Annotated in this window: 22 protein-coding genes; 9 read left to right on the top strand and 13 right to left on the bottom strand. The window is 59.4% G+C overall.

Translation table 11 applies throughout. The features are described 5' to 3' along the window. Window positions 1–77 precede the first annotated feature (77 nt). Genes QQL78_RS09500 through glmM form a run of 3 tightly spaced genes read left to right on the top strand, consistent with a single transcriptional unit; the run spans window position 78 to window position 3,378 of the window. Window positions 78–1,013, top strand: coding sequence for a dihydroneopterin aldolase (locus QQL78_RS09500; RefSeq protein ID WP_284372843.1), 936 nt, complete (start codon window positions 78–80; stop codon window positions 1,011–1,013). After that, window positions 1,010–2,035 (top strand): dihydropteroate synthase, encoded by a 1,026-nt coding sequence (gene folP, locus QQL78_RS09495; protein WP_284372842.1) that lies wholly within the window; start codon window positions 1,010–1,012, stop codon window positions 2,033–2,035. The genes QQL78_RS09500 and folP overlap by 4 nt, the downstream gene beginning before the upstream one ends. Further along, entirely contained in the window at window positions 2,032–3,378 is a 1,347-nt protein-coding gene (gene glmM / locus QQL78_RS09490) for a phosphoglucosamine mutase (protein ID WP_284372839.1), read from the top strand. Before folP ends, glmM begins: the two co-directional genes overlap by 4 nt. 1 nt (window position 3,379) lies before the next feature. Here glmM and QQL78_RS09485 read toward each other — a convergent pair whose 3' ends face one another. From QQL78_RS09485 to ilvC, 3 genes are all read right to left on the bottom strand, one after another. After that, the gene (locus tag QQL78_RS09485) at window positions 3,380–4,318 is read right to left on the bottom strand and encodes a DMT family transporter (protein WP_284372837.1); all 939 of its coding nucleotides are present in this window, start codon (window positions 4,316–4,318) and stop codon (window positions 3,380–3,382) included. Beyond that, a complete protein-coding gene (locus tag QQL78_RS09480; RefSeq protein ID WP_284372835.1) occupies window positions 4,308–4,805 on the bottom strand; it encodes a cupin domain-containing protein in 498 nt (165 codons plus the stop codon). Before QQL78_RS09480 ends, QQL78_RS09485 begins: the two co-directional genes overlap by 11 nt. 105 nt (window positions 4,806–4,910) lie before the next feature. After that, window positions 4,911–5,933 carry a ketol-acid reductoisomerase gene (gene ilvC, locus QQL78_RS09475; RefSeq protein ID WP_284372833.1) on the bottom strand — a complete coding sequence of 341 codons (1,023 nt, stop codon included), beginning with the start codon at window positions 5,931–5,933 and terminating at the stop codon, window positions 4,911–4,913. A gap of 135 nt (window positions 5,934–6,068) precedes the next feature. Here ilvC and QQL78_RS09470 point away from each other — a divergent pair, with 135 nt between their 5' ends. The 3 genes from QQL78_RS09470 to QQL78_RS09460 all read left to right on the top strand — a co-directional run bounded on the left by QQL78_RS09470 (window position 6,069) and on the right by QQL78_RS09460 (window position 8,224). Then, window positions 6,069–6,524, top strand: a complete 456-nt coding sequence (locus QQL78_RS09470) for an Lrp/AsnC family transcriptional regulator (RefSeq protein WP_284372831.1) — start codon at window positions 6,069–6,071, stop codon at window positions 6,522–6,524. After that, the gene (locus tag QQL78_RS09465) at window positions 6,521–6,976 is read left to right on the top strand and encodes an Lrp/AsnC family transcriptional regulator (RefSeq protein ID WP_284372829.1); all 456 of its coding nucleotides are present in this window, start codon (window positions 6,521–6,523) and stop codon (window positions 6,974–6,976) included. Before QQL78_RS09470 ends, QQL78_RS09465 begins: the two co-directional genes overlap by 4 nt. A 123-nt stretch (window positions 6,977–7,099) precedes the next feature. Next, window positions 7,100–8,224: an aminotransferase class V-fold PLP-dependent enzyme gene (locus QQL78_RS09460; protein WP_284372828.1), complete on the top strand. Its 1,125-nt coding sequence runs from the start codon at window positions 7,100–7,102 to the stop codon at window positions 8,222–8,224. A gap of 17 nt (window positions 8,225–8,241) precedes the next feature. On the opposite strand, the gene QQL78_RS09455 is transcribed toward QQL78_RS09460, so the two are convergent. Beyond that, window positions 8,242–9,438: a UbiH/UbiF family hydroxylase gene (locus tag QQL78_RS09455; RefSeq protein WP_284372826.1), complete on the bottom strand. Its 1,197-nt coding sequence runs from the start codon at window positions 9,436–9,438 to the stop codon at window positions 8,242–8,244. A gap of 9 nt (window positions 9,439–9,447) precedes the next feature. Beyond that, window positions 9,448–10,110, bottom strand: a complete 663-nt coding sequence (locus QQL78_RS09450; protein ID WP_284372824.1) for a pyrimidine 5'-nucleotidase — start codon at window positions 10,108–10,110, stop codon at window positions 9,448–9,450. A gap of 98 nt (window positions 10,111–10,208) precedes the next feature. Here QQL78_RS09450 and QQL78_RS09445 point away from each other — a divergent pair, with 98 nt between their 5' ends. After that, window positions 10,209–10,862 (top strand): GntR family transcriptional regulator, encoded by a 654-nt coding sequence (locus QQL78_RS09445; RefSeq protein WP_284372822.1) that lies wholly within the window; start codon window positions 10,209–10,211, stop codon window positions 10,860–10,862. On the opposite strand, the gene QQL78_RS09440 is transcribed toward QQL78_RS09445, so the two are convergent. Beyond that, a complete protein-coding gene (locus tag QQL78_RS09440; RefSeq protein ID WP_284372820.1) occupies window positions 10,859–12,859 on the bottom strand; it encodes a glycosyltransferase in 2,001 nt (666 codons plus the stop codon). The genes QQL78_RS09445 and QQL78_RS09440 overlap by 4 nt on opposite strands. 82 nt (window positions 12,860–12,941) lie before the next feature. Then, window positions 12,942–14,099, bottom strand: coding sequence for a glutamine-hydrolyzing carbamoyl-phosphate synthase small subunit (gene carA, locus QQL78_RS09435; protein WP_284372818.1), 1,158 nt, complete (start codon window positions 14,097–14,099; stop codon window positions 12,942–12,944). Window positions 14,100–14,297: 198 nt separating this feature from the next. Between carA and QQL78_RS09430 the strand changes: the two genes are divergently transcribed. Beyond that, window positions 14,298–14,756, top strand: a complete 459-nt coding sequence (locus QQL78_RS09430; protein WP_284372816.1) for a GatB/YqeY domain-containing protein — start codon at window positions 14,298–14,300, stop codon at window positions 14,754–14,756. A 219-nt stretch (window positions 14,757–14,975) separates the two neighbouring features. Here the strand turns inward: QQL78_RS09430 and QQL78_RS09425 are convergent, their stop codons facing one another. From QQL78_RS09425 to QQL78_RS09405, 5 genes are all read right to left on the bottom strand, one after another. Continuing rightward, window positions 14,976–15,458 (bottom strand): DUF2244 domain-containing protein, encoded by a 483-nt coding sequence (locus tag QQL78_RS09425; protein ID WP_284372814.1) that lies wholly within the window; start codon window positions 15,456–15,458, stop codon window positions 14,976–14,978. 73 nt (window positions 15,459–15,531) lie between these two features. Continuing rightward, the gene (locus tag QQL78_RS09420) at window positions 15,532–15,912 is read right to left on the bottom strand and encodes a VOC family protein (RefSeq protein ID WP_284372812.1); all 381 of its coding nucleotides are present in this window, start codon (window positions 15,910–15,912) and stop codon (window positions 15,532–15,534) included. A 93-nt stretch (window positions 15,913–16,005) separates the two neighbouring features. Further along, a complete protein-coding gene (locus QQL78_RS09415; protein WP_284375521.1) occupies window positions 16,006–16,677 on the bottom strand; it encodes a MarC family protein in 672 nt (223 codons plus the stop codon). Between the two features lie 58 nt (window positions 16,678–16,735). Further along, window positions 16,736–20,176, bottom strand: coding sequence for a pyruvate carboxylase (locus QQL78_RS09410; RefSeq protein ID WP_284372810.1), 3,441 nt, complete (start codon window positions 20,174–20,176; stop codon window positions 16,736–16,738). 119 nt (window positions 20,177–20,295) lie between these two features. Continuing rightward, complete coding sequence (locus QQL78_RS09405) at window positions 20,296–21,435, bottom strand: alpha-hydroxy acid oxidase (RefSeq protein WP_284372808.1); 1,140 nt, start codon at window positions 21,433–21,435, stop codon at window positions 20,296–20,298. Window positions 21,436–21,631: 196 nt separating this feature from the next. Here QQL78_RS09405 and QQL78_RS09400 point away from each other — a divergent pair, with 196 nt between their 5' ends. Beyond that, window positions 21,632–24,049, top strand: coding sequence for an ATP-dependent helicase (locus tag QQL78_RS09400; RefSeq protein WP_284372807.1), 2,418 nt, complete (start codon window positions 21,632–21,634; stop codon window positions 24,047–24,049). Here QQL78_RS09400 and QQL78_RS09395 read toward each other — a convergent pair. Then, window positions 24,046–24,681 (bottom strand): hypothetical protein, encoded by a 636-nt coding sequence (locus QQL78_RS09395; protein ID WP_284372805.1) that lies wholly within the window; start codon window positions 24,679–24,681, stop codon window positions 24,046–24,048. The genes QQL78_RS09400 and QQL78_RS09395 overlap by 4 nt on opposite strands. Between the last annotated feature and the right edge of the window lie 21 nt (window positions 24,682–24,702).

The raw sequence follows: 24,702 nt of genomic DNA, 5'->3' as shown, positions 1-24,702 counted from the left end.
TTGCCGGAAACCGGACTGTTACTTTGTGGGTAGGGTCGCTAGACGGGGGCGACTGATCCATCACCAAGGGGTGCCTGATGCCGAACGAAGTCCGCCTGGCCTTTGCCCATCCGTCCGAACGGGCAGATGCCATGTCTGAATCCCTGTCCGGCAGCGACCCGCTGGACCGGATTTCCCTGCGGGATCATACAGTCGACGTTGAGATTGGCGCTTTTCAGGCCGAACGCGGTGTCACCCAGCGGATCTGTTTCAACGTGGTGGTTGAGGTGCGCCCGCTGACTGGGCCGATTGATGACGATGTGGACCGCATTCTGAGTTATGACCGGGTGACCGAGGCGATTGCCGCCGAGCTGGCGGTCGAACGTCTGGCCCTGCTTGAAACGCTGGCTGAGCGTGTGGCCGAACGTATCTTGCTGGAACCGCAGGCAATGCGGGTCTTTGTGCGGATCGAAAAGCTGGATCGCGGCCCCGGTGCTTTGGGGGTGGAGATCGTGCGCACGCGGGCGGGCGAAACCGCCGGTGAGCTGGTCGCAGAAGAAGCGCCGCAGCCGGAGCTGGTCTATCTCAGCAATGCAGCCATCTCCTCGGAGCACCTCAAAGGGTGGTTGGACCAGCTGGAGGCACAGGGTCGGCCATTGGTGCTCTGTGTTGGTGCTGCGGATACGCCGGCCCCACATGTGCCCCATAAGATGGCGCAGCGGCGGATTGACCTTTTGGCAATTGAACAGAACGCTTGGGTGCTGGCCTCCAAGGACGACCGCTGTGTTGTGGTCGAAACCCGTACCGAACTGGATTGGGCGATGAAGAACGGCCAGACCTGCGTCTGGGCCCCGTCCAAGATTGTACTGGACGCGGTGGATACCCCGTCCGCCCAGCCACATGATGCGGTGGCTTTGGCTGCATGGTTTGCAGCAAGTTTTGATACCCAGGAGATGCTTGTGGTGGGGGCAGAGCTGCCCAAGGCCAGCTCGGTGCCGCTGCGCGTTCTGGATGTGACGCAGGCGCAGCTGTGACGGAGCCAACTGACTATTTTCGCCCGCTGGTCCAGAGCGGACCAATCCGTCCTACCGGTGCTGTTCAGCTGGCCGGAGGTTGGTGCTGGTTCAGCCATCTTGAGGTATTGGCCCGTGGCCGCATCCCCAAGGTGATCCCGCTGACCGAAGCACCGGCGGATGTGATCGACCGTCTGGCAGCGCCACGTGCGGATATCGGCGGTCTGTCGCTGTCCTCTCCGCGTGTGATGGGGATTTTGAACGCCACACCTGACAGTTTCTCTGATGGCGGGCTGCATGCGGCGGCGGCGGATGCGGTCCGGGCTGGGAAGGCGATGCGCGACGCCGGTGTTGATCTGCTGGATGTGGGCGGCGAATCTACCCGTCCGGGGGCAGAAACCGTGGCGATCGACACAGAGATTGACCGCGTTGTGCCGGTGATCAGCGGGCTGCGCCGCGCCGGTGTGAAATCGCTGATTTCGGTGGATACGCGCAAGGCCGCCGTGGCGCAGGCCGCGCTGGAGGCGGGCGCGGGTTTGATCAATGATGTATCCGGGTTTACCTATGACGCGGGGCTGGCACCTCTGGCCGCACAGCAGGAGGTGCCGGTCTGTGTGATGCATGCGCTGGGGGACCCGGCCACCATGCAGGTTGATCCGCGATATGACGATGTGTTGCTGGACGTATATGATTTTCTTGAGACCCAGATCGCGGCGTTGGTCAAATCGGGCATTCCCCGCGACCGGATCATCGCTGATCCGGGCATCGGTTTTGGCAAAACGCTGGAACATAACTTGATAATTCTTGCGCGGATCAGCCTGTTCCACAGCCTTGGCGTGGCGGTTCTGCTGGGGGCCTCGCGCAAGCGATTTATCGGCACAATTTCGCTAACGGAGCGGGCGGATGCTCGCGTAGCCGGAAGTCTAGGGGTCGTTTTGGCCGCTCTTTCCCATGGCATTCAGTTTGTGCGGGTGCATGATGTGCCGCAGACAGTACAGGCAATTGCGCTGTGGCGGTCTGCCATAGCAGGAAGACAGGTATGAGCTCACTTTTTGGAACTGACGGCGTGCGTGGCACCGCCAATATTCATCCGATGACTCCGGAAATGGCTCTGCGCATTGGCGCAGCGGTGGGGCGGTATTTCCGCAACGACGGCTCGGCGGTGCATCGCGTGGTGATTGGCAAGGACACGCGGCTGTCTGGCTATATGTTTGAAAATGCGCTGACTGCCGGTTTGACCAGCACCGGGATGAATGTGCTTTTGCTGGGACCGGTGCCGACACCTGCTGTGGGTTTGCTGACCCGGTCGATGCGGGCGGATCTGGGGGTAATGATTTCGGCCAGCCATAATCCGGCCCATGATAATGGCATCAAATTTTTCGGTCCTGACGGGTTCAAACTGTCGGATGAGGTCGAGGATGACATCGAGGCGCTGGTCGCTTCGGGTGTTGATCTGGCCCCGGCGGAGGAGATTGGCCGCGCCAAGCGGATTGACGACAGCCGGTTCCGCTATATCGAAAGGGTAAAATCTTCGTTTCCGCGCCGCATGCGTCTGGACGGGCTGAAAGTGGTGATCGATTGTGCCAATGGGGCGGCGCACCATGTCGCTCCGATGACGCTTTGGGAACTTGGGGCGGATGTGATCCCGATGGGGGTTGCGCCCAACGGGTTGAACATCAACGAAGGTTGCGGATCGACCCACCCGCAATCCGCAGCAGAGATGGTGGTGGCGCATGGTGCACATGTGGGCATCTGTCTGGATGGCGATGCCGACCGTGTGATCCTGATCGACGAAAAAGGTCAGGTCGGAGACGGCGACCAGTTCATGGCGCTGATGGCGGCACGCTGGGCTGAAGAGGACCGGCTGAAAGGCCGTGCGTTGGTGGCCACGGTGATGAGCAATCTGGGGCTGGAGAATTTCCTGAACGGGCGTGGATTGCGGCTGGAACGCACCAGCGTCGGCGACCGCTATGTTGTGGAACGGATGCGGCAGGGCGGCTTCAATCTGGGCGGCGAGCAATCAGGCCATATCGTGATGACCGATCACGCCACCACCGGCGATGGGCTGATGGCAGGCCTGCAGTTTTTGGCAGAAATGGTGCGGTCGGAAAGACCGGCATCCGAGCTGTTGCACCAGTTTGAACAAGTGCCGCAATTGCTGAAGAACGTCCGCTTCGAGGCGGGCCAACAGCCCTTGGACGCGGCACAGGTACAGGCGGCGATCAAACAGGCCGAGGCGGATCTGTCAGGCGGTGGGCGGTTGTTGATCCGCAAGTCGGGCACTGAACCTTTGGTGCGGGTGATGGCAGAACATGAGGATGCCACCCTGATGGAGCGTTCTGTGGACAGTGTTGTGGCTGCGGTAACAGAAGCGGTTGGCGGCTAGCCTAGGCCGCAGGGCGGGAGCGGCCAAACAGGCGGCGCAATGCGCCATATTGGCTGATCCCGACACCGACCAGAATCAGGACCATCGCATAAAGCAGGGCAGGCGGCATCGGTTCAGACAGGATCCACGCGCCCAGCACCACCGACCAGACCGGCACCTGATAATTCACCAGTGACATAAAGACCGGCCCGGCGCTGCGCACCACCAATACCCGCAGGAAGTTGGCGGCGGCGGTAGGGATCAGGCCCAGAAAAACCAGCACACCAAGGGTTTGCCTGTCAGGCAGAGGAGGCAGGCCTTCGGTGATCAGGGCCAGCGGCACGGTGATGGCCGCAGCAACCAGCAATAACACCGTAGCAAGGCCGATGGGGTCAACTGCGGGAAGGCGGCGCATCAGGATCGAACTGACGGAATAACAAAAAGCGGCCCCAATACAGGCCGCGCGGCCAAAAGGTTCTAACTGGCTGCCGTTGGCTTCAAATGCCTGTCCGCCAATCAGGACCACCACCCCGCAAAACCCGATGCCAAAACCGATGGAGCGGCGCAGGGTCATACGTTCCCCCGGCACAAAGAAATGCGCCAGCACCAGCATGATCAGCGCAGAGGAAGCCATGGATACCCCCGCAAAGCCTGAGGTGACATGTTGCTGGCCCCATGCCAGCAGCGCAAACGGCACCGCAGAGCTGGCCGCGCCTATGGTGATCACTGCTGCGCGTTGGGGGCGGGTCAGTGGTGTTTCAAACAGGGCGAAGCCGCGCAGGCCCCAAACAGTCACCATCACCACCGCTGCAAAGACAACGCGCGATGCCGCCAGCCAGAACGGGGTGATCCCTTGCAGGGCCAGCTCTGTGACCATAAACGTGCCGCCCCAGACAAAGGAGAGCGTGGCCACCATCAGCCAGCTGTAGATGGTGATGCGCGGGGCGGTGTCAGCTGCCATTGTCGTTGATCTTATAGGGGGAGTCTGCTGGCGCACCCTCTGCGGTGACATAACGCCGCTCAACAACATTGCCGCTGTCGTCTCTGGCGAAATGCAGCACCCGATTGTGATCTGGATAGGTCACCGTGTCAGCTGGGCTGCGCGTGCCGATGACAAGGTAGCGGACCGGCTGGTCCGATCTATTCTGAACGCAGTGACCCACAGCGGTCCCAGCCTTGAAAGTCGCGGCATCCCCGGCGGTTAGCTGGTGTTCTTCATCCCCTTCAAGGACCGTCGCAATGCCCTCCAGCATATAGATCATCTCGTCCTCGCGGGCATGCCAGTGTTTCACCGAGGAGGCCGACCCCGGCGGCAGTATTTCCACAAATGCGCCAAACTGGCTCAGCCCACCGCTGCTGGAATAGAGAATCGCCTCAAATGGACCACAGGGATTGTCCTTGCCATCATCGCGATCGCGCTTTGCGTCTGCTTTGGTGATGATGGGCATTGTGTTTATCCTTGTTCCGGCGGTGGATCTGTTCACGCAAAAGACCCCGACACAAGGCCGGGGTCAATCAGTTTCACTTCGTTCTGCGTCGAAGGATGAAGAGCCTTAGTTTTTGGCTTTGTCGACCATCTTGCCCGCAGAGATCCAAGGCATCATGTCACGCAATTTGCCGCCGACAACTTCGATCTGGTGCTCGTCATTTGCACGGCGCGAGGATTTGATTGTTGGCTGGCCAACCGCGTTTTCCAACATGAAGTCGCGCACAAATTTGCCGGACTGGATGTCGCTCAGGACCGCTTTCATACGTGCCTTGGTTTCGTCGTAAGGCAGGATGCGCGGGCCAGAAACATACTGACCATATTCAGCAGTGTTGGAGATGGAGTAATCCATATTGGCGATGCCGCCTTCATAGATCAGGTCCACGATCAGTTTGGTTTCGTGCAGGCACTCGAAATAGGCCATCTCAGGCTCGTAACCGGCTTCAACCAGTGTTTCAAAACCCATGCGGATCAATTCAACGATACCGCCACAGAGAACCGCCTGTTCGCCGAACAGGTCGGTTTCACATTCTTCGCGGAAATCAGTTTCGATGATGCCCGAACGGCCGCCACCGATGGCAGAGCAATAGGACAGGCCGATTTCCAGCGCTTTGCCAGAGGCGTCTTTGTCAACCGCAACAAGGCAAGGTACGCCGCCGCCTTTGGTGTATTCGCCGCGCACGGTGTGACCTGGGCCTTTGGGCGCCATCATGATCACGTCAATGCCTTCTTTCGGCTCGATCAGGCCGAAATGAACGTTCAGACCGTGGGCAAATGCGATGGCCGCACCTTCACGAATGTTGTCATGCACGTATTTCTTGTAAGTGTCCGCCTGCAGTTCATCGGGCATGGTGAACATGATCACATCGGCCCATGCTGCGGCTTCAGAGATTTCCATGACCTTAAGGCCTTCACCTTCGGCTTTGGCTTTGGACGCAGAGCCCTCGCGCAGGGCAACAACAAGGTTTTTCGCGCCGGAATCGCGCAGGTTCAGCGCATGGGCGTGGCCCTGGGAGCCATAGCCGAGGATCGCGACCTTCTTGTCTTTGATCAGGTTAACGTCGCAGTCACGGTCATAATAAACGCGCATTGGTCTTATCCTTTGAGTTGGTGTGTTCTGTTGGGGACCATAGCGGATGTGACGTGATGGGGTAGGTTGGAATTATGAGTTTATTTGGCAAGATGAAGATGATAATGCGCCCTATGTCTAGAAAATGGAAAAATCATGCTTGATGATCTGGATCGCCGCCTGTTGCGCTATTGGCAGGCAGAGCCAAGCCTGTCACCGGGAGAGCTGGCGCAGCGCTGTGCGGTGACACCGGGCAAGGCGGCGCGGCGCATTGCCCGGATGGAGGAGGAGGGCATCATTCAGGGTCTGGCCCGTGTCGTGAACTGGAGCGCGCTTGGCTATGCGGTTGAGGTGTCGTTGAGGGTGACATTGGACAAGACACAGGGCAACGCCTTTGATGTGTTTCTGGCAGAGGCGCGTCAGGTGCCCGAGGTGATCGAGGTTCAGACCTTTCTGGGGCGCGTCGATGTGCGCCTGTCGATTATTGCGCGGGACATGGCGCATTATCAGCAAATTTACCGCAGCCGTATTCTGACCCTGCCACATATCGCTGATATCGAGGCCCTGATGCATGTGGCGCGGATCAAAGATGACGAGACCTTGCCGCTATGATCGAGCTGGATGACATTGACCGGCAGTTGATCGCAAGTCTGGCGCGCAATGCCCGCCAGTCGGCCAGCGCCTTGGGCAAACGTTATGGGCTGTCGCAACCGGCGACCTGGCGGCGGATCAAGCGGTTGGAGGAGGCTGGCGTGCTGGGCGGACAGCGGTTGCGGCTGGATGCGGAAAAGCTGGGCTTTGGCGTGACGGTCTTTCTGGGCATCAAGCTGGCGCGCAAGGGGCATGTTTCGCTGGAGGATTTTGAGCGCGCCGTGGCAGCGATCCCCGAGGTGCAGACGGTAGAGCATATTCTGGGGCTCTATGATTATCGTCTGCGGGTGGTGGCACGGGATTTGCCGGATTTTGAACGGGTGTTGCGGCGCCGGATCATGACCTTGCCCGGTGCGGGTGAGGTCGAGGCGAATGTTTTGTTGAGCGAGGAACGTCTGGCGGGGCCGCTTTAGGAAACCTGTGTTTGCAAAGGAAACGGGAAAAGGCGGCGTGGCATTGGGGCTGGGCCGATTTGGATTGGCCAGAAGATGTGGCACGCTATAGTTCGCATCAAACATCTGCATGAAGGATAGAAAATGGCATTGCTTGATACTGTGGACCCGACGGGTCTGGAAGAATTTTCGGTTGTTTTCACCGACCGGTCGCTGAACCACATGAGTGGCAGTTTTCAGCAGGTGATGCGCGATATCTCCGGGTTGCTGCGTGAGGTCTATAACGCGGATGCGGTAGCGCTTGTGCCCGGTGGCGGTACCTATGGGATGGAAGCGGTGGCGCGGCAGTTTGCCCGCGGGGCGGATGTTCTGGTCGTGCGCAACGGCTGGTTCTCCTATCGCTGGTCACAGATCATCGAAACCGGCGGCTTGACGGCGAAGGCCACGGTGATGAAAGCGCGGCCAGAGGGCAACGCGCCAGTCAGCCCCTTTGCGCCAGCCCCGATCGAGGATGTCGTTGCGGCCATTCACGACGAAAAGCCGCAGGTTGTTTTTGCCCCCCATGTGGAGACAAGTGCCGGGGTGATCCTGCCGGACGACTATATCGCCGCGATGGCCAAGGCGGCGCATGAGGTCGGGGCGCTGATGGTGCTGGATTGCATCGCGTCCGGCTGTATCTGGGTGGATATGAAGGCGTTGGGAGTAGACGTGTTGATTTCCGCCCCGCAAAAGGGCTGGTCGGCGTCCCCCTCTGCCGGGCTGGTGATGATGTCCGCAAGGGCCGAGGCGCGGCTGGCGGAGACAACGTCGGACAGTTTTGCCATTGATCTGGGCAAATGGCGCACGATTATGAAAGCCTATGAGGATGGCGGTCATGCCTATCATGCGACAATGCCGACAGATGCCTTGCGGGCGTTTCGCGATACCATTCTTGAGACCAAGGAATATGGCTTTGGCCGCTTGAAAGAGGCGCAGTGGGCTTTGGGCGACGGGGTGCGCAAGATGCTGGCGGACAAGGGGGTGACCTCGGTTGCCGCAGAAGGGTTCGGCGCACCGGGTGTTGTCGTCAGCTATACCAGTGATCCCGAGGTGCAGAACGGCAAGAAGTTCGCTGCTGAGGGCATGCAGATTGCCGCCGGTGTGCCCTTGCAGGTGGGCGAGCCCGAAGGGTTCAGCACCTTCCGTCTGGGGTTGTTTGGCTTGGACAAGCTTTATGATGTGGATGCAACGCTGGGCCGTTTGGCCGCAGTGGTTGATAAGGTTCTTTAAGAAAACGGGGCAGGGCGTTAACGCACGCCCAGCCCCATCTGCATCAGCAATTTGCGCACCGGTGCCATTGCATAAAGCGCGTCCAGCCCGGCGGCCCGCAGATCCCGCGCCATCGGGCTGCTGGCCTGTGATACACGGTTCAGCAGGTCAATCCCGTTGATGCGCAGTTGCACATCGCGGTAGCGGGCATTGTGATAGGCCTCCAGCATGGCAGCATTGCCCAGGTCCTCGCGATGGGTTTCGGCAAGTTGCAGTAGGGTGGCGAGGTCTTGCAAGGACATGTTCAGCCCCTGCGCCCCGATGGGGGGCAGCACATGAGCGGCTTCGGCGATCAGGGCAATACGCTCGCCCGACAGGCGGTCCGCGTGCTGGCTGATGATCGGCCAGACGTTGCGCGGGCTGGCAAGGCTAAGCGGGCCAAGGATATAGCAAGAGCGTTTGGTCATTGCCGCCTCAAAAGCGGGCACAGCCATCTCGGCACGTTCCAGCGTTTTAGCCCCGTCATCCATCCAGACAATCGCAGAGGATGGCACACCGTTCTGATCCGGCAGGGGGACCAGTGTGAAAGGTCCGCCGCTGCGGTGGACTTCGGTCGAAACATGTTCATGCGGGATTGGGTGAGTGACCGCAAAGGCCAGCGCCTTTTGCCCGTAGCGCTTTGTAGAGACCCCGATACCTGCCGCCTGGCGCATCGGGCTGTCGCGCCCGTCAGCAGCAATGACCAGACGGGTGGTGATGCGGCTGCCATCGGTCAGCCCCACCTTGGCGCTTGCGGTGCGGGTGAACAGGGAAGTGGTGCCGGTCCCCGGGCGGAAATCCACATTGCTTAGCAGTTTGAGCCGTTCCAGCAGCTCACGGCGCAACAGCCAGTTGGGGAAGTTCCAGCCGAAAGGATGTTCGGAAATCTCGGCGGCGTTGAAATCGCGGATCACACGCGGTTCGGCCACATCGCCGCCAGCGTCGATCACCCGCATGATCTGTAGCGGGGCGGCATGCGCCGCCAGCCTGTCCCAGACACCAGCGTTTTCCAGCACCGCGCGCGCCGGTTGCAGCATCGCGGTAGAGCGCATGTCCGCCCCCTGTGCGTCCCGTTCGGTGATAGGCGGGGCGGGATCAACGCAGATGACGTCAAAACCAGCGGTGCCAAAGACCGCCGCGGCGGTCAGACCAGCAATGCCACCACCGGAAATCAGGATATCGCAATCATATGTCATGGCAGCATTCTAACCTGTCAGGCGGCTAAGGAAGTGAGACAAATCGTCCGTGTGATACTCCACATGGGCGGCCGCAGCGTGATCGGCCTCTAGCGGGTCAGGTGCCACATGGACGGTGCGCATGCCCATGGCAAAAGGTGCGGCAAGGTTGCGCGGATCGTCCTCAAACATGGCGGCGCGGGCAGGCACCACACCGTCCAGCGCAAAAACACGGTCAAAGGCGGCGCGTTCCGGTTTCGGCAGAAACCCTGCATGCTCAACCCCATAGATGGCATCAAACAGCCCCGACAACCCGCGCGCGGCCAGCACCCGTTCGGCATAGGGGGCAGAGCCGTTGGTATAGACAATGCGCCGTCCGGGCAGGGCGCGGATCTGGTAGGCCAGAATGGGGTCGGGGATCAGACTGTCCATCGGGATATCATGGACATCAACCAGATAGGGCTCGGGATCGACGTCATGTTCGCGCATGAGGCCGGCCAACGTGGTGCCATGGGTGCGCCAATAATGAACGCGCAGCCGGTCGGCTTCGGCTTTGTCGACCTTAAGAACCTCCATCACCCATGCGGTCATGCGCACCTCAATATGGTCAAACAGCCGCGCAGAAGGCGGGTAGAGCGTGTGATCAAGGTCAAAGACCCAGGTATCAACATGAGAGAAAGCAAGACGTGGCATAGGGGCATCGTTAGGCGGTTCGCAAGGATCACGCAAGTCGGGTGGTTGCGCAAATGGCCGCGCTGGGTAGGATGCGCCAAGTTATAAGGAATCCCGCAATGCCCGCGCCCAAAACCGGCTCAACCGATGCTTATTCTCTGATACTGGATGCGATTGACGGCGGCACCTATCGCCCCGGCGACCGTTTGGTTGAAAGCGAGCTGGCCGAGCGGTTTGAAGTTTCGCGCACCCCCATCCGCGAGGCGCTGCAGCGGCTGGAAACCCAATCCCTGCTGGCCCGTGAAGGGCGCAGCCTGATTGTGGCATCGCTGGACCATAACCAGACAGCGGAACTATATGCGGTACGTGGCGAGCTGGAGGGGCTGGCCGCGCGACTGGCCGCGCGTCACGCAACACCCGAAGAGGTGCGCGTGCTGCGCGAGATGGTCGAGGCAGATGATGCCCTGATTGATCAGCCGCAGGCCCTGTCGCGCAGCAACCGGCGGTTCCACAAACAGGTGCATCTGGCCTCGCATAACCGTTATCTGGTGCAGCAGCTGGATCTGGTTTACCGCTCCATGGCGTTGATGGCGACAACCTCGCTGGCGGCGGAAGGGCGCGGTGAGATTGCGCAGGCTGAACACGCCCGAATTGTTGAGATGATCGAAGCGCGGGACGAAGAGGGCGCAAGCGAGGCTTTGCGGGCCCATATTTCTGTGGCTTTTGTGACCCGGCTGAAACAGGTTGCCGAGCGGATAGAACGAGAGGGCTAAATACTGGCCTGTTTTCGGGCTTCCGTCGGTGGGGATGCCTGATAGCGTCTGCGAAACACCAGTTTAGGCGATGTGGCGCTTGTCGATGGCTTTTCCTCTGGCAGGATAGGCGTAGGTGTATCGTGCAAGGGGGTCACCCCATGTTGGGTCTTATCCCAGAAAAACGGGCTGACGATAAACTCATATAGGCCTTTGAACGCGGCCAGCGCCCCAAAAGGATAATAAAACGGCGTGGTGAATACCCACCACATCAGATGACGGTGCGCCTTGCCCGAGACTGCCATCAATGACAGGCCAAGGTTTAACGTGGCCGAGAGGATGAACACCCCAACCATGGCCCAAAGTGCCGTATTGCCAAGGATTTGTTCAACCGGATGCGCCAGCCCAATAACGGCCAGCCAGAAGGACCAGAGCAGCGGCGCACAGGTGAATTGCGCAACCGTGGCCAGCAACATGGTCTGTACGCCAATGAACCGCAGCCAGCCCAGATCCTGCATTAATTGTGCCGGATCGCGCATATGCACACACCAGGTGACCAGAAACCCCTTAAGCCAGCGCGAACGCTGCCGCACCCAGGGCCACAACCGGCAGTTGGCCTCCTCATATGTGACAGTGGGCAGCAGTTCGGTGACATAGCCCGCCCGCGCCAGCCGCACCCCCAGATCCGCGTCTTCGGTGACGTTATGAGCGTCCCAACCGGCCAGCCTTTCCAATATGTTGCGGCGAAAAAACAATGTTGTGCCACCCAGCGGAATAACCAGTCCCAGTCGCGCAACCCCGGGCAGCAACACCCGCCACCATGCGGCGTATTCGATGGTAAAACACCGCGCCAACCAATTGGCACGTGGGTTATAGTAATCCAGTATCCCTTGCAGGCAGGCGACATTATCCGGTGCCTGATGAAAGCGGCTGACCACCCGTTCCAGCTGATCCGGTTCCGGCGCGTCTTCAGCATCCCAAACGCCGATGATGCTGCCCTTGCAGAAATCCAGCGCATAGTTCAGCGCGCGCGGTTTGGTGGTCAATCCACCCCGTGCCGGAACGGCAATCACGCTGATCCAGGAGGGCAGGACCGTGCGGGCAAGGGTTTGCTTGGTGGTTGTGTCGGTTTCTTCCAACACCAGCACCACATCCAGCAGCGATTTCGGATAGGTCAGCCTTGTCAACCGCGCCACCAATGCGCTGGCGATCTCTTTCTCTTTCAGAAGCGGCACCATGATTGACACCCTTGGCAAGCGATAGGGCAGTGTCGTTTTTGCGATAAAGGGCAGCGGGGATTCAGCGGTTTTTGCCATGATCTGAGACCAAAGGGCGGCGGCCTTGAGCGCTGTTGTCATCAGCAGGGTGATGAAAGCCAATAGGGTAAGCGCGGTGAGTGTGCCCATCGGCGCGATGATCAGGGCGCACAGCAGCGCAATGGCGGCGGCGATGGCCCAAAGCAGCCGGCGACGTCCCGCTGCCCCCCAACCACGACAACTGATGGCCGCAGGCACGCGATTGGCGGCCCTATGGGCCAGCTCACCCCCGTAGCTTCGGGTGATTTCATCCTGAATTTGTTGTTCACTGGCCACCACGGGCAGGATCGCAGGAGCGCGATCCCCCAAGGCGCGGCGTAGGGTCGCAAAGCGGTGCGGCTGGCTGGTGGCGACGATCAGGGTTCCCCCCATATCCAGCCAGGCAATGGCACGATATTCAAGGCAAAGACTCGCGGGCAGGCGATGCCCAAGCCCCTGCTGTGGGGGATCGTCGCGCAGATCGACGAATTGCGTGTTGTGCTGGCGGGCCAGCGCTTCCAGCACATCCTGCGGATTCGCCAGCCCTTCCGACATGAGGATTTCACCCAAGGGCGCATCCACATGGTTTTGTAAATCCAGCGCGTGTATCAGGTCACTTTTCCCGATGGCGCCCGCCTCGATCAGATGCCGCCCCAAGGGCATCGAGGGACGGGCCGGACGGGCCGCTTGCGGGTCGCTGAGATGCAGCCGCAGATTGCTCATCAAGACACCTCACGTTTGGAACGTCAGGACCTTGGCAGTGTTCCATTAACGACGCGTTAACGGCGTTTTGAGCGTCTTTGAGCTAGGCAGGTTCGACCGCGGATTTCTTGTCCTGCATGGCCGCGGCGAAGCGTTCGAACAGGTAATAGCTGTCTTGTGGACCGGGAGAAGCCTCTGGGTGGTGCTGGACGGACCAGACCGGGCGGCCTTCCATGCGAATGCCGCAGTTGGACCCGTCAAACAGCGAAACATGGGTTTCCACTACACCTTTGGGAAGGGTCTGGGCATCAACCGCAAAACCGTGGTTCATCGAGGTGATCTCGACCTTGCCGGTGTCATTGTCCTTGACCGGATGGTTGGCCCCGTGATGGCCGTGGCTCATCTTGATGGTCTTTGCGCCCAGCGTGAGAGCCAGCATTTGGTGCCCCAGACAAATTCCAAAGACCGGCAGGTCGGTTTTATCCAGCACATCGCGGATCATCGGCACGGCGTATTCACCAGTGGCCGCCGGGTCCCCCGGTCCGTTGGACAGGAACACACCATCTGGGGAGTGGGCCATGATATCCTCATAGGTCGCGGTGGCAGGCAGGACAGTCACGTCACAGCCGGCAGAGGCGAGGCAGCGCAGGATGTTGCGCTTGGCACCATAGTCAATGGCGACAACTTTGTGTTTTGGATCAGTCTGTTGTGGATAGCCATCAGGCCATGCCCAACGCATTTCATCCCAGCGGTAGGATTGCGCACAGGTGACTTCGCGGGCCAGATCCATACCTTCCAGACCGGCAAATTCGCGGGCAGCATTGATCAAGGCCTCAATGTCGAAATTACCATCTGGGTCATGGGCCAAAGCCACATGTGGCGCGCCCTGTTGGCGGATGGCACGGGTCAGGCGGCGGGTGTCGATACCGCCAATTGCGATGCGCCCGCGTGCGGCAAGCCATTCGGAAATCGGCTGTACATTGCGCCAGTTGGACGGGTCGGTCGGCATCCATTTAACGACCATGCCCGCAGCGACCGGATCTGCGGTTTCGTCGTCCTGCGGGTTGGTGCCGGTGTTGCCGATATGGGGAAAGGTGAAAGTCACGATCTGGCCCGCATAAGAGGGGTCTGTCATGATTTCCTGATAGCCGGTCATGGCGGTGTTGAAACACAGCTCTGCCACGGTCTGTCCGGTGGCACCGAATCCCATCCCGTAAAACAGCGATCCGTCAGCGAGGGCAAGGCAGGCGGTAGGGCGCATGGGCAGTCTCCGGGACATGGATCTATTGGGTAAACGATGCCGTAGATACTGGTCTGCACGGGGAGGGTCAAGGATCAAGCGGAAATAAGATATCTCATGATTTCAGTGGCTTAACCTGACGGCAATGGCATTGCGTCGCTTGGGGAGTTTGGCTATTGTCCCGATCTTGGAAAATTCTTGGAACAAGGCGGCAAAACTATGGTTCTGCGCACGCGCATCACGGATGCTTTGAAACAGGCGATGAGAGACAAGGACGCCGCGCGGCTGTCGACCTTGCGTCTGATCAATGCGGCAATCAAAGACAAGGATATCGCGGCCCGCGCAACGGGCACCGATGAAGGTGTGCCTGACAGCGAAGTGCTTGCGATCCTTGGTAAAATGTCGAAGCAGCGGTTGGAATCCGCGCGCGCCTATGAAGAGGGTGGACGTCTGGATCTGGCCGAACGCGAGCGTTCGGAGATCATGATTATCGAAGAATATTTGCCCCGTCAGCTGAGCGAAGAGGAAGCAGCAGCGGCTGTGGAAACCGCGATTTCAGAGATCGGTGCCGAGAGCATTCGCGACATGGGCAAGGTGATTGGGGCGTTGAAAGCCAAATACACCGGTCAGATGGATTTTGGCAAAGTCGGGCCAATGGTGAAGGATCGCTTAAGCTAAGCGGTGACTTCCGATTTACGTGCGGGAAAATTAACGGAAAACTAGTGGTTTGTTGCCATGGATGCGTAGCGCGTCTGTGGCGTTAACCCGTGCGGTAGGTTGGGGAATAATGACTGTTTTACAGCATGTTCCGCGCCAATCCTGATGTTTTGCGTGAATCCATCTTAACCTGTTGGAAACGGTCACCCCCCGTGCACCGCTGATGCACCCCCGGCTGCCTCAGCGGTGCAGGGTGCGTTCCAGATCGTTAAACAGGGCGATGCGCTCTTCTTCGCTGAGGAAGGTGCCGATTTCGACCTCACGCCCGTCCCCCCGCAGGGTGACATAATGCGGCACCGGACCATCAGATTCGTATTTCGTGACACGCGCCCAATAGCGGTTACAGTGCCATTCCTTCACTTCTCCCTTGGGAGTGGTATGGACCAGCCGCGCGGTTTCGGGATCAAGGGTTAGCAGTTCTTCGATCTGGCGGGATTTATGGTTTGATTGCAGGGCAAAATATATTCCCGCCACAGCCATCAGCACAAAAGGAAGCAAGCCCCAGAGCAAGGCGGTGCCGAGCACCGCCAGTGTCGGGATCAGAATCATCAAGAAGGTGGCAAGAATGAAACCAGAGAACCCCCGTGCGGACAGGGATTGATGCGGCCAGAGGCGCAGCTGCTGTTGGGCTGCGTTGGGCGGGGTGGTCCACTTGTATGGCATTGCGGTTCTCTTGATCGTGTAGACCAAAGGTAGCAGGCGGCGCGGCGGTGGCAATGCGACAGGTTGCTCAGCCTTAGCTGTATTCGATCAAATCCCAGCGATTGCCGAATGTGTCGCTGAAGACAGCGACGGTGCCATAGGGTTCCCGGCGGGGGGATTCCTCGAACTGGACGCCAGCGGCGGTCAGGCGGGTGTGATCCGCAGCGAAATCCTGTGTTTCCAAAAACAGCCAGACGCGGCCGGCGCCTTGATTGCCGATGGCCCTGCTCTGTTCCTCTGTGCCGGGTTCCGCAAGGATGATGCCGGTCTGTGCGTCAGGTGAAGGGGCGATGCGGATCCAGCGTTTGTGTCCTTGGTCGATGTCGTCGATCAGGGTGAAGCCGAGGGTATTGGTGTAATAGGCGATGGCATCGTCGTAGTCTGGGATAATGAGCGTGAGGGCTGAGAGGTGCATATGCCTAGAATGGCATGAAGTTGCGCAACTTGCGAGGGGATGCTTGGCGCTTGCTGTGGGTTCGTTCAGCGTATCACTTTCTCAGAGTGTTGCCTAGTCGGGGGCGACTTTTGCCAACGGGCTGTCGAGGGCCGGGGGCGAGACTTCGAGTACACCCAAAGCGTCGAAACCGCCCAGAATGGAATCAACCGCGATTGTTGCAAGTACGATCCCCATAACACGGCTGATTACGCTGACGCCGGTATTGCCGATGACCTTGTATACAACGTTTGCCGCGAGAAGGATCACCAGCGTCAGCAACAGGACAACGATCAGCATGGCCGCTGTAATTGCCTGCTCTCCGACGGTTTCGGTGTTATTGTCTGTCAGAACCACAATGGCGAGCATCGCCCCCGGCGATGCAATAGAAGGCATGGCAAGCGGAAAGACAGCACCGGCAAGGTGATCACGCTCGGCCTCTTCGATCTCTCGGGCGGGTTTTGAAACGCCAAAGATCATGGTCATGGCAAAGAGGAACAACACAATCCCGCCCGCAATCTGGAACGAGCCAAGCCGAAGACCGAGAGTTTCCAGCAGGTACTGGCCGCCAACAAGGAAGACCAGAAGCACCAGAGTCGAAATGACCACGGCGCGGATGGCGAAATTGCGGTGCAGGCGGGTCGGGACGCTTTGCACCGCAAACAAGTAGACTGGAACGGTCCCAACCGGGTCAATGACCACAAGCAGGGTCACGAAATCGCGAATGAGTGACGTCCAGTCGAAGATCACGGGAGGAATCCTGAGTGAGTATGGGGGGGGCGGGGTTGGGCCCCGCTTATAAGGTTTACTCCAACTCCACCAGCAGGTCCTTCGCGTCAATCTGCCCACCTGCCTGCACATGGACAGCCTTCACAACCGCGTCACGTTCGGCATGGATGCCGGTCTCCATCTTCATGGCCTCGATGGTCAACAGCAGATCACCTGCGTGGACCTGCTGGCCGACAACCGCGCCGACGGAAGCGACAACACCGGGCATCGGGGCGCCGATGTGGTTTTCGTTCGTAGGGTCGGCTTTGGGCCGTTGTTGGGTTGTGGCCTTGACCAGACGGTTGGGCACACGGATCACACGCGGCTGGCCGTTGAGTTCGAAGAAGACTTTGACCTCGCCGTCCTCGCTGGTTTCGCCGATGGCTTGCAGGCGGATCTCAAGGGTTTTGCCGGGGTCGATGTCGGCGCTGATTTCCTCGGAGGGGTCCATGCCATAGAAAAACGTCTGTGTCGGCAGGGTGCGCACGGGGCCGTATTGGCGGTGGCGGCCCATGTAATCAAGGAAGACCTTGGGATACATCAGATATCCGGCGAGGTCTTCGTCGTCGATCTCCATCCCGTCGAGTTGTTTGGACAGCTCCGCACGGGTGGCTTCAAGGTCGACCGGTTTCAGGTGTTTGCCGGGGCGTTCGAGGTTGGGTTTCTCGCCTTTCAGGGCTTTGGACACGATGGTTTCGGGGAAGCCGCCAGGAGGTTGGCCCAGATTGCCGCGCATCATGTCGATGACGGAATCGGGGAAGGCGACATCGGTTTCGGGGTCTTCGACCTGCGCACGGGTCAACCCTTGGGACACCATCATCAGGGCCATGTCGCCAACGACTTTAGATGAAGGCGTGACCTTCACAATATCGCCGAACATCTGGTTCACGTCTGCATAGGTGCGGGCGACCTCGGGCCAGCGGTCATCAAGGCCGAGGGAGGAGGCCTGTGCCTTCAGGTTGGTGAACTGACCGCCGGGCATTTCGTGCAGGTAGACCTCGGAGGAGGGTGCCTGCATGCCGGTTTCAAAGGCCCCATATTGGTGGCGCACGTCCTCCCAATAGTCCGAGATTTCGCGCACGGCGGTCGTATCAAGACCGGTGTCGCGGTCCGTGTGTTTGAGGGCCGAGACAACAGAGCCGAGGGTGGCCTGTGAGGTATTGCCGGAAAACGCATCCATGGCGCAATCAACCGCATCCACACCCGCCTCAGACGCGGCGAGGATGGTGGCGGTGGCGATGCCGGCGGTGTCATGGGTGTGGAAGTGGATCGGCAGGCCGACCTCGGATTTGAGCGCCTTGACCAGCACGCGGGCCTGTGCGGGTTTCAGCAATCCAGCCATGTCTTTCAGGCCAAGCACATGGGCACCTGCGGCTTTCAGTTCCTTGCCCATGGCGACATAGTATTTCAGGTCATATTTGGCGCGGTCGGGGTCAAAGATATCGCCGGTATAGCAGATGGTGCCTTCGCAAACTTTGTTCGCGTCGATCACGGCGTCCATGGCGACCCGCATGTTTTCGACCCAGTTGAGACTGTCGAACACGCGGAAGACATCAACACCGGAGGCGGCAGCCTGTTTCACAAAGAACTGCACCACATTGTCGGGGTAGTTGGTGTAGCCGACACCGTTGCTGGCGCGCAAAAGCATTTGCGTCATGACATTGGGCATGGCTTCGCGCAGGTCACGCAGGCGCTGCCAGGGGCATTCCTGCAAGAAGCGATAGGCGACGTCGAAAGTGGCACCGCCCCAGCATTCCACAGAGAACAGGGTGGGCAGGTTGGCGGCATAGGCCGGTGCGACCTTGATCATGTCATGGGAGCGCATGCGGGTGGCAAGAAGGCTTTGATGGCCGTCGCGCATGGTGGTGTCGGTGATCAGCAGTTGTTGCTGTTTTCCCATCCAGTCGGCCACGGCTTGCGGGCCTTTCTGTTCCAGCAGGTTGCGGGTGCCCATCATCGGTTCCGCCCGGTTGGCAGGCGGTTTGGGCTGGCGTGTGCTGGGCGAGAGGCGCGGATGACCTTTGGTTTCGGGGTGACCATTGACCGAGATATCCGCGATATAATTCAACACCTTGGTGGCGCGGTCGCGGCGTTTGGTGAAGCTGAAAAGGTCCGGTGTCTCGTCAATGAACTTGGTGTGATATGTATTGTCGAGGAAGGTCGGGTGTTTCAGCAGGTTCTCGACAAAGGCAATGTTGGTGGCCACGCCGCGGATGCGGAATTCGCGCAGGGCGCGGTCCATGCGGGCGATGGCGGCCTCGGGGGTTTGCGCCTTGGCGGTGACCTTCATCAACAGGGAGTCATAATAGCGGGTGATCACCCCGCCGGAATAGGCGGTGCCGCCGTCAAGGCGGATGCCCATGCCTGTGGCCTCGCGAAATGCGGTGATGCGGCCATAGTCGGGGATGAAATTGTTCAGAGGGTCTTCGGTGGTGATACGGGTTTGCAGGGCGTGACCGGTCAGGTGGATGTCGTCTTGTGACGCTTTGCCGGTGGCTTCTGCGATGGTTTTGCCTTCTGCGATCAGGATCTGGGCCTGAACAATGTCGATGCCGGTGACTTCTTCGGTGACAGTATGTTCAACCTGCACACGCGGGTTCACTTCGATGAAGTAGAATTTCCCGTCCGCCATATCCATCAGGAATTCAACCGTGCCCGCACATTCATAGCCGACATGGGCGCAGATTTTGCGGCCCAGAGCGCAGATTTCAGCGCGTTGTTCTTCGCTGAGGTAGGGCGCGGGGGCGCGTTCAACTACCTTTTGGTTGCGGCGCTGGACAGAGCAGTCACGTTCAAACAGGTGGTAGATTTCGCCATGTTTGTCGCCAAGTATCTGGACCTCGACGTGGCGGGCCTTGAGGATCATTTTCTCAAGGTAACCTTCGCCATTGCCAAAAGCAGCCTCGGCTTCGCGCCGTCCTTCGAGAACTTTCTCTTCCAGTTCACTCTCATCGTAGATCGGACGCATGCCACGCCCGCCACCGCCCCATGATGCCTTGAGCATGAAGGGATAACCGACCTCTTTGGCCTGTTTGCGGATCAGGTTCATATCATCGCCCAGCACCTCGGTGGCGGGGATCACAGGCACGCCAGCCTCAACCGCGACACGGCGGGCAGAGGCCTTGTCACCAAGGGCGCGCATGGTTTCTGCACGTGGTCCAATGAAGGTGATGCCGTTGTTTTCGCAGGCATCCACAAAGTCGGGGTTTTCCGAGAGCAGCCCATAGCCGGGGTGGATCGCATCCGCGCCGGAGGCTTTGGCGACCCGGATGATTTCGTCGATGGAAAGGTAGGCGGCCACGGGGCCAAGGCCTTCGCCGATGCGGTAGGCTTCATCAGCTTTGAAGCGGTGCAGGCCCAGTTTATCCTCTTCGGCATAGACGGCGACGGTCTTTTTGCCCATCTCATTGGCGGCCCGCATGATGCGGATGGCGATTTCACCACGGTTGGCGATGAGGATTTTCGAGAAATCGGGCATGGGCTGGCAGTCCTTTGAATGTCGATTTTGCCGCACTCTAGCCTTGCTGCGGTGCAGCGCAATACCCAGAACAGCGGATACTGCAACATTTCTGTTACATTTTGGCCGCCCGTGTCGTGTCAGGCGAGCGGGATCGGCGTTGGCAGGGTCTTGAGGTCAGTGACACCAAGCTGGCCCATATTGGCGATCAAATCCTTGGCAAGGATGTCAATCAGGTGATCGATGCCTTTCGGGCCAAGCGCGGCAAGGGCAAAGTGAAAGGCTCGGCCCAGCATGATGAAATCAGCGCCCAAGGCAAGGGCGCGCAGAATGTCGAGACCGGATTCAACGCCGCTGTCAAAGAGGATCGGTTTTTTGGTGGCAGCACGGATGGCGGGCAGGGCGCTGATGCTGGCGGGGGCGCCGTCAAACTGGCGGCCCGCATGGTTGGAGACCCAGATTGCGTCCGCCCCCATCTGATCCAGTTCGGCGGCATCCTCGGGGCGCAGTACACCTTTGATGATAAAGGCACCGTCCCATGCGTCGCGCAAGGATTTGACATAGTCCCAATCCGGGCTGGTGCGCAGCAGATAGCCGATATGCGCAGTGGGCGAGAGGCCTTTGGTTGCGGCATTGGCGTATTTATCCAGCCCGCGCATATGGGGCATGCCGCGTTTGGCAGTGGCCACGGCCCATGCCGGGCAGGTGGCAATCTGTGCCATCAGGCGCGGGGTCAGCCGCGGCGGGCTGGTCAGCCCGGAGCGGGTCTGGCGTTCGCGGCGCGAGGCCACGGGGACATCGACGGTCAGGACAAGCGTAGAGAAACCTGCGGTTTTCACACGGGCCAGCATATCGGCGCGGATGCCGGGGTCGCGCGGCGGATACATCTGGAACCAAGCCTGCGGGCCAAGATGGGGGGCGATGTCTTCGGGGCTTTGGGTGGCAACGGTTGAGATGCAATAGGGGATGGTATGGGCAGCACCGGCGCGGGCAAGGTGCGCTTCGGCGTCAGGCCAGATCAGGCCGGACATGCCGATGGGGGCGATGCCAAAGGGCAGGGGCAGAGTTTGACCAAGGAGGTTGGTGGAGAGCTCGGGGGTGGATTCACCATGCAGGATTGAGGGGGCAAACCCGATTTTATCGAGTTCCGCGCGGTTGCGGGATTTCGCGGCTTCATTCCCGGTGCCGCTGTCGAGGTATTCCCAGACGAATTTCGGCATCCGGCGCTGTGCGCGGTGGCGCAGATCGGAGAGGGCGGGGTATGTTGCATGCAGATCCATAGGGGCATTTGTCCCGGGACGGTTGGGATTGTCCAGCGCTGGTGAAATAGAAGTAACGGTCTCGCTGCGGTGTGGTCAAAACTTGGACGTTCGTCATCTGGCAGCTGTTGTGCAGCAGGATTCAGGGCCAAAAAGAGGGGGGAACATGTGGCGAACATGGGTTTTCCTTTTTTGCAGACTTGGCTAGGTTGATGGGATGAGCAATTTTGATGAAATGGACGCCTTTGAAGGCGCATCCCTGTCAGCGCGGGCCATGGCGGCGCGACCGCAGCCCTATCTTGACGGGTTGAACCCGGCGCAACGGGCCGCTGTTGAGCAGATGGACGGGCCTGTGTTGATGCTGGCCGGGGCGGGCACCGGCAAGACCAAGGCGCTGACCGCGCGGATCGTGCATTTGATGAACACCGGGCGCGCGCGGCCCAACGAGATTCTGGCGGTGACCTTCACCAATAAGGCCGCGCGGGAAATGAAGACCCGTGTGGGGTCCATGTTGGGGCAGAATATCGAGGGGATGCCCTGGCTGGGCACATTTCATGCGATCTGTGTGAAGCTGCTGCGCCGCCATGCGGAACTTGTGGGGTTGAAGAGCAATTTCACCATTCTGGACACGGATGACCAGCTGCGGCTGCTTAAGCAGTTGATCCGTGCGGAAGGGATTGATGACAAGCGCTGGCCGGCACGGATGCTGGCGGGCATCATTGATGGCTGGAAAAACCGGGCGCTGACACCGGATAAGGTGCCAGCGGCGGATGCGGCGGCCTATAATCACCGCGGGGCGGAGATTTACGCGGCCTATCAGGCGCGGCTGATCGAGTTGAACGCGACGGATTTCGGCGATCTGTTGCTGCATATGGTGACGATTTTCCAGACCCATGGTGACGTGCTGGAGCAGTATCAGCGGTGGTTTAGGTATATTCTGGTGGACGAGTATCAGGACACCAATGTGGCGCAATACCTATGGCTGCGGCTGCTGGCGCAGGGGCATAAGAATATTTGCTGCGTGGGTGATGATGATCAGTCGATCTATGGCTGGCGCGGGGCCGAAGTGGGTAATATCCTGCGGTTCGAGACGGATTTTCCCGGGTCGCATGTGGTCAAGCTGGAACAGAATTACCGCTCGACGCCGCATATTCTGGCCGCCGCCTCTGGCGTGATTGCGGGGAATGAGGGGCGGCTGGGCAAGACGCTTTGGACGGACCGTGAAGAAGGCGAGAAGGTGCGGCTGATCGGCCATTGGGACGGCGAGGAAGAGGCGCGCTGGATTGGGGATGAAATCGAGGCGATGCAGCGCGGCACGCGGGGCATGGAAGCGGTGTCGCTGGACCATATGGCGATTCTGGTGCGGGCAAGCCATCAGATGCGCGCGTTCGAGGACCGGTTTCTGACAATCGGGTTGCCGTATCGTGTGATCGGTGGGCCACGGTTTTACGAGCGTATGGAGATACGGGACGCGATGGCCTATTTCCGGGTGGTGACCAGCCCGGATGATGATCTGGCGTTTGAGCGGATTGTGAATACACCGAAACGCGGGCTTGGCGACAAGGCGCAGCAGAAAATCCAGATGACGGCGCGGGAAAATGGCGTGAACCTTGTGGAAGGGGCGCGGATCCTGCTGGCGAATGGTGGTCTTGGCGGCAAGGGCGGGGCGCAGCTGCGGTTGTTGATTGATGGGATCGAACGCTGGAATGAAAAGCTGCGCGGCCCGGCGCTGCCGTTGCAGATGGACAATGAGGTGCTGGACAATGAAAGCGGTCCGGCGCGGGTGGAATATGGACCGCCAGAGATCAGCCATGTGGAGCTGGCCGAGATTATTCTGGACGAATCCGGCTATACCGGCATGTGGCAGAACGACAAGACACCCGAGGCACCGGGGCGGTTGGAGAACCTGAAAGAGCTGGTCAAAGCCTTGGAGCAATTCGAGAACCTGCAAGGGTTTCTGGAACACGTCAGCCTGATCATGGATAATGAAAGCGATGATGGCGGTGCGAAAGTGTCGATTATGACGCTGCATGCCTCAAAAGGGCTGGAGTTTCCGGCGGTGTTCCTGCCCGGATGGGAAGACGGGTTGTTCCCCTCGCAACGTTCGATGGATGAGAGCGGGGTCAAAGGCTTAGAGGAAGAACGCCGTCTGGCCTATGTGGGAATCACACGGGCAGAGGCGCTGTGTACAATCAGTTTTGCGGCCAACCGGCGGGTGTTCGGGCAATGGCAAAGCGCGATGCCGTCCCGGTTTATTGACGAACTGCCGGAGGCACATGTGGATGTGCTGACCCCACCGGGATTATACGGCGGCGGGTTTGGCGCGGCGATGCCCACCAGCAACCTGCATGAGGCAGCGGCAGAGGCCAATGTCTATAATTCGCCCGGTTGGCGGCGCTTGCAATCGCGGGCAGGCGAACGCGGGGTGTCGCAGCCGTCAGAGGCCAAGAACGTCACAATTGATATGCAGGCGGTCAGCAGTTTCGCAATGGGGGAACGGGTGTTTCACCAGAAATTCGGCTATGGCGCGGTTGTGGGGATCGAAGGCGACAAGCTGGAGATCGACTTTGAAAAAGCGGGGACCAAAAAGGTGGTATCCCGCTTTGTCACCGGTTGTGATGACGTGCCGTTTTAATCCGTGCTTGGGATATGGGTGTCGACCACGCGGCATTTGTCGATCTGTTTTGATTCGACCCATTTGCGACCGGCGATCCCGATAGGGGCCATGCCATGTGAGCTGTCCAGTTTGCAGTAGGCAAGGGCGGCTTCACGGGCTTCTTCGGCACTGTCCCAGCCGTGGGACGCACCATACCCATAGGCTCCATTGATGGCGAAGGCACCGAATTTGCCGTCTTTCTGGCGTTTTGGATATTTGCGTTCAAAATCCTTTGCGGTGCGCTGGCCCAAACCGTCCAAACCTTTGCCGTTCGGGTCCATGCCTTTGGGATATAGAACCGCGTGCAAGACGCAGGATTTGGATTTTGACACAATTTCACATCCGGTTTTGGCGGCTTCGCGGGCGATTTTCATGCTGTGAAAATTGCGGGTCCAGAATACGTGATCGGTGCCTTCAACCACATAGAACGCGCCAAAATAGGCCTTGTTGCTGGCGTACCATTTTAAGGTGCGGCGTTGTTTGGCGCTGAGTTTTATACCCGGCACCTTGCCCATGGTGACGGCATTGCCAAAGAGCTTTGGTTCGGCTTGGGCGGGAAGAGAAAGAAGCGTTGCCAAGAGAAGAATTGTCGTAAGGCCGTTTTTGTTCATCTGTCGATGCTCCTGATTTCT

It is taken from the genome of Sulfitobacter pacificus (assembly GCF_030159975.1).
Lineage (GTDB): Bacteria > Pseudomonadota > Alphaproteobacteria > Rhodobacterales > Rhodobacteraceae > Sulfitobacter > Sulfitobacter pacificus.
Note: the sequence above shows the minus strand (reverse complement) of the source record. Positions and strands in the feature narration are given on the sequence as shown.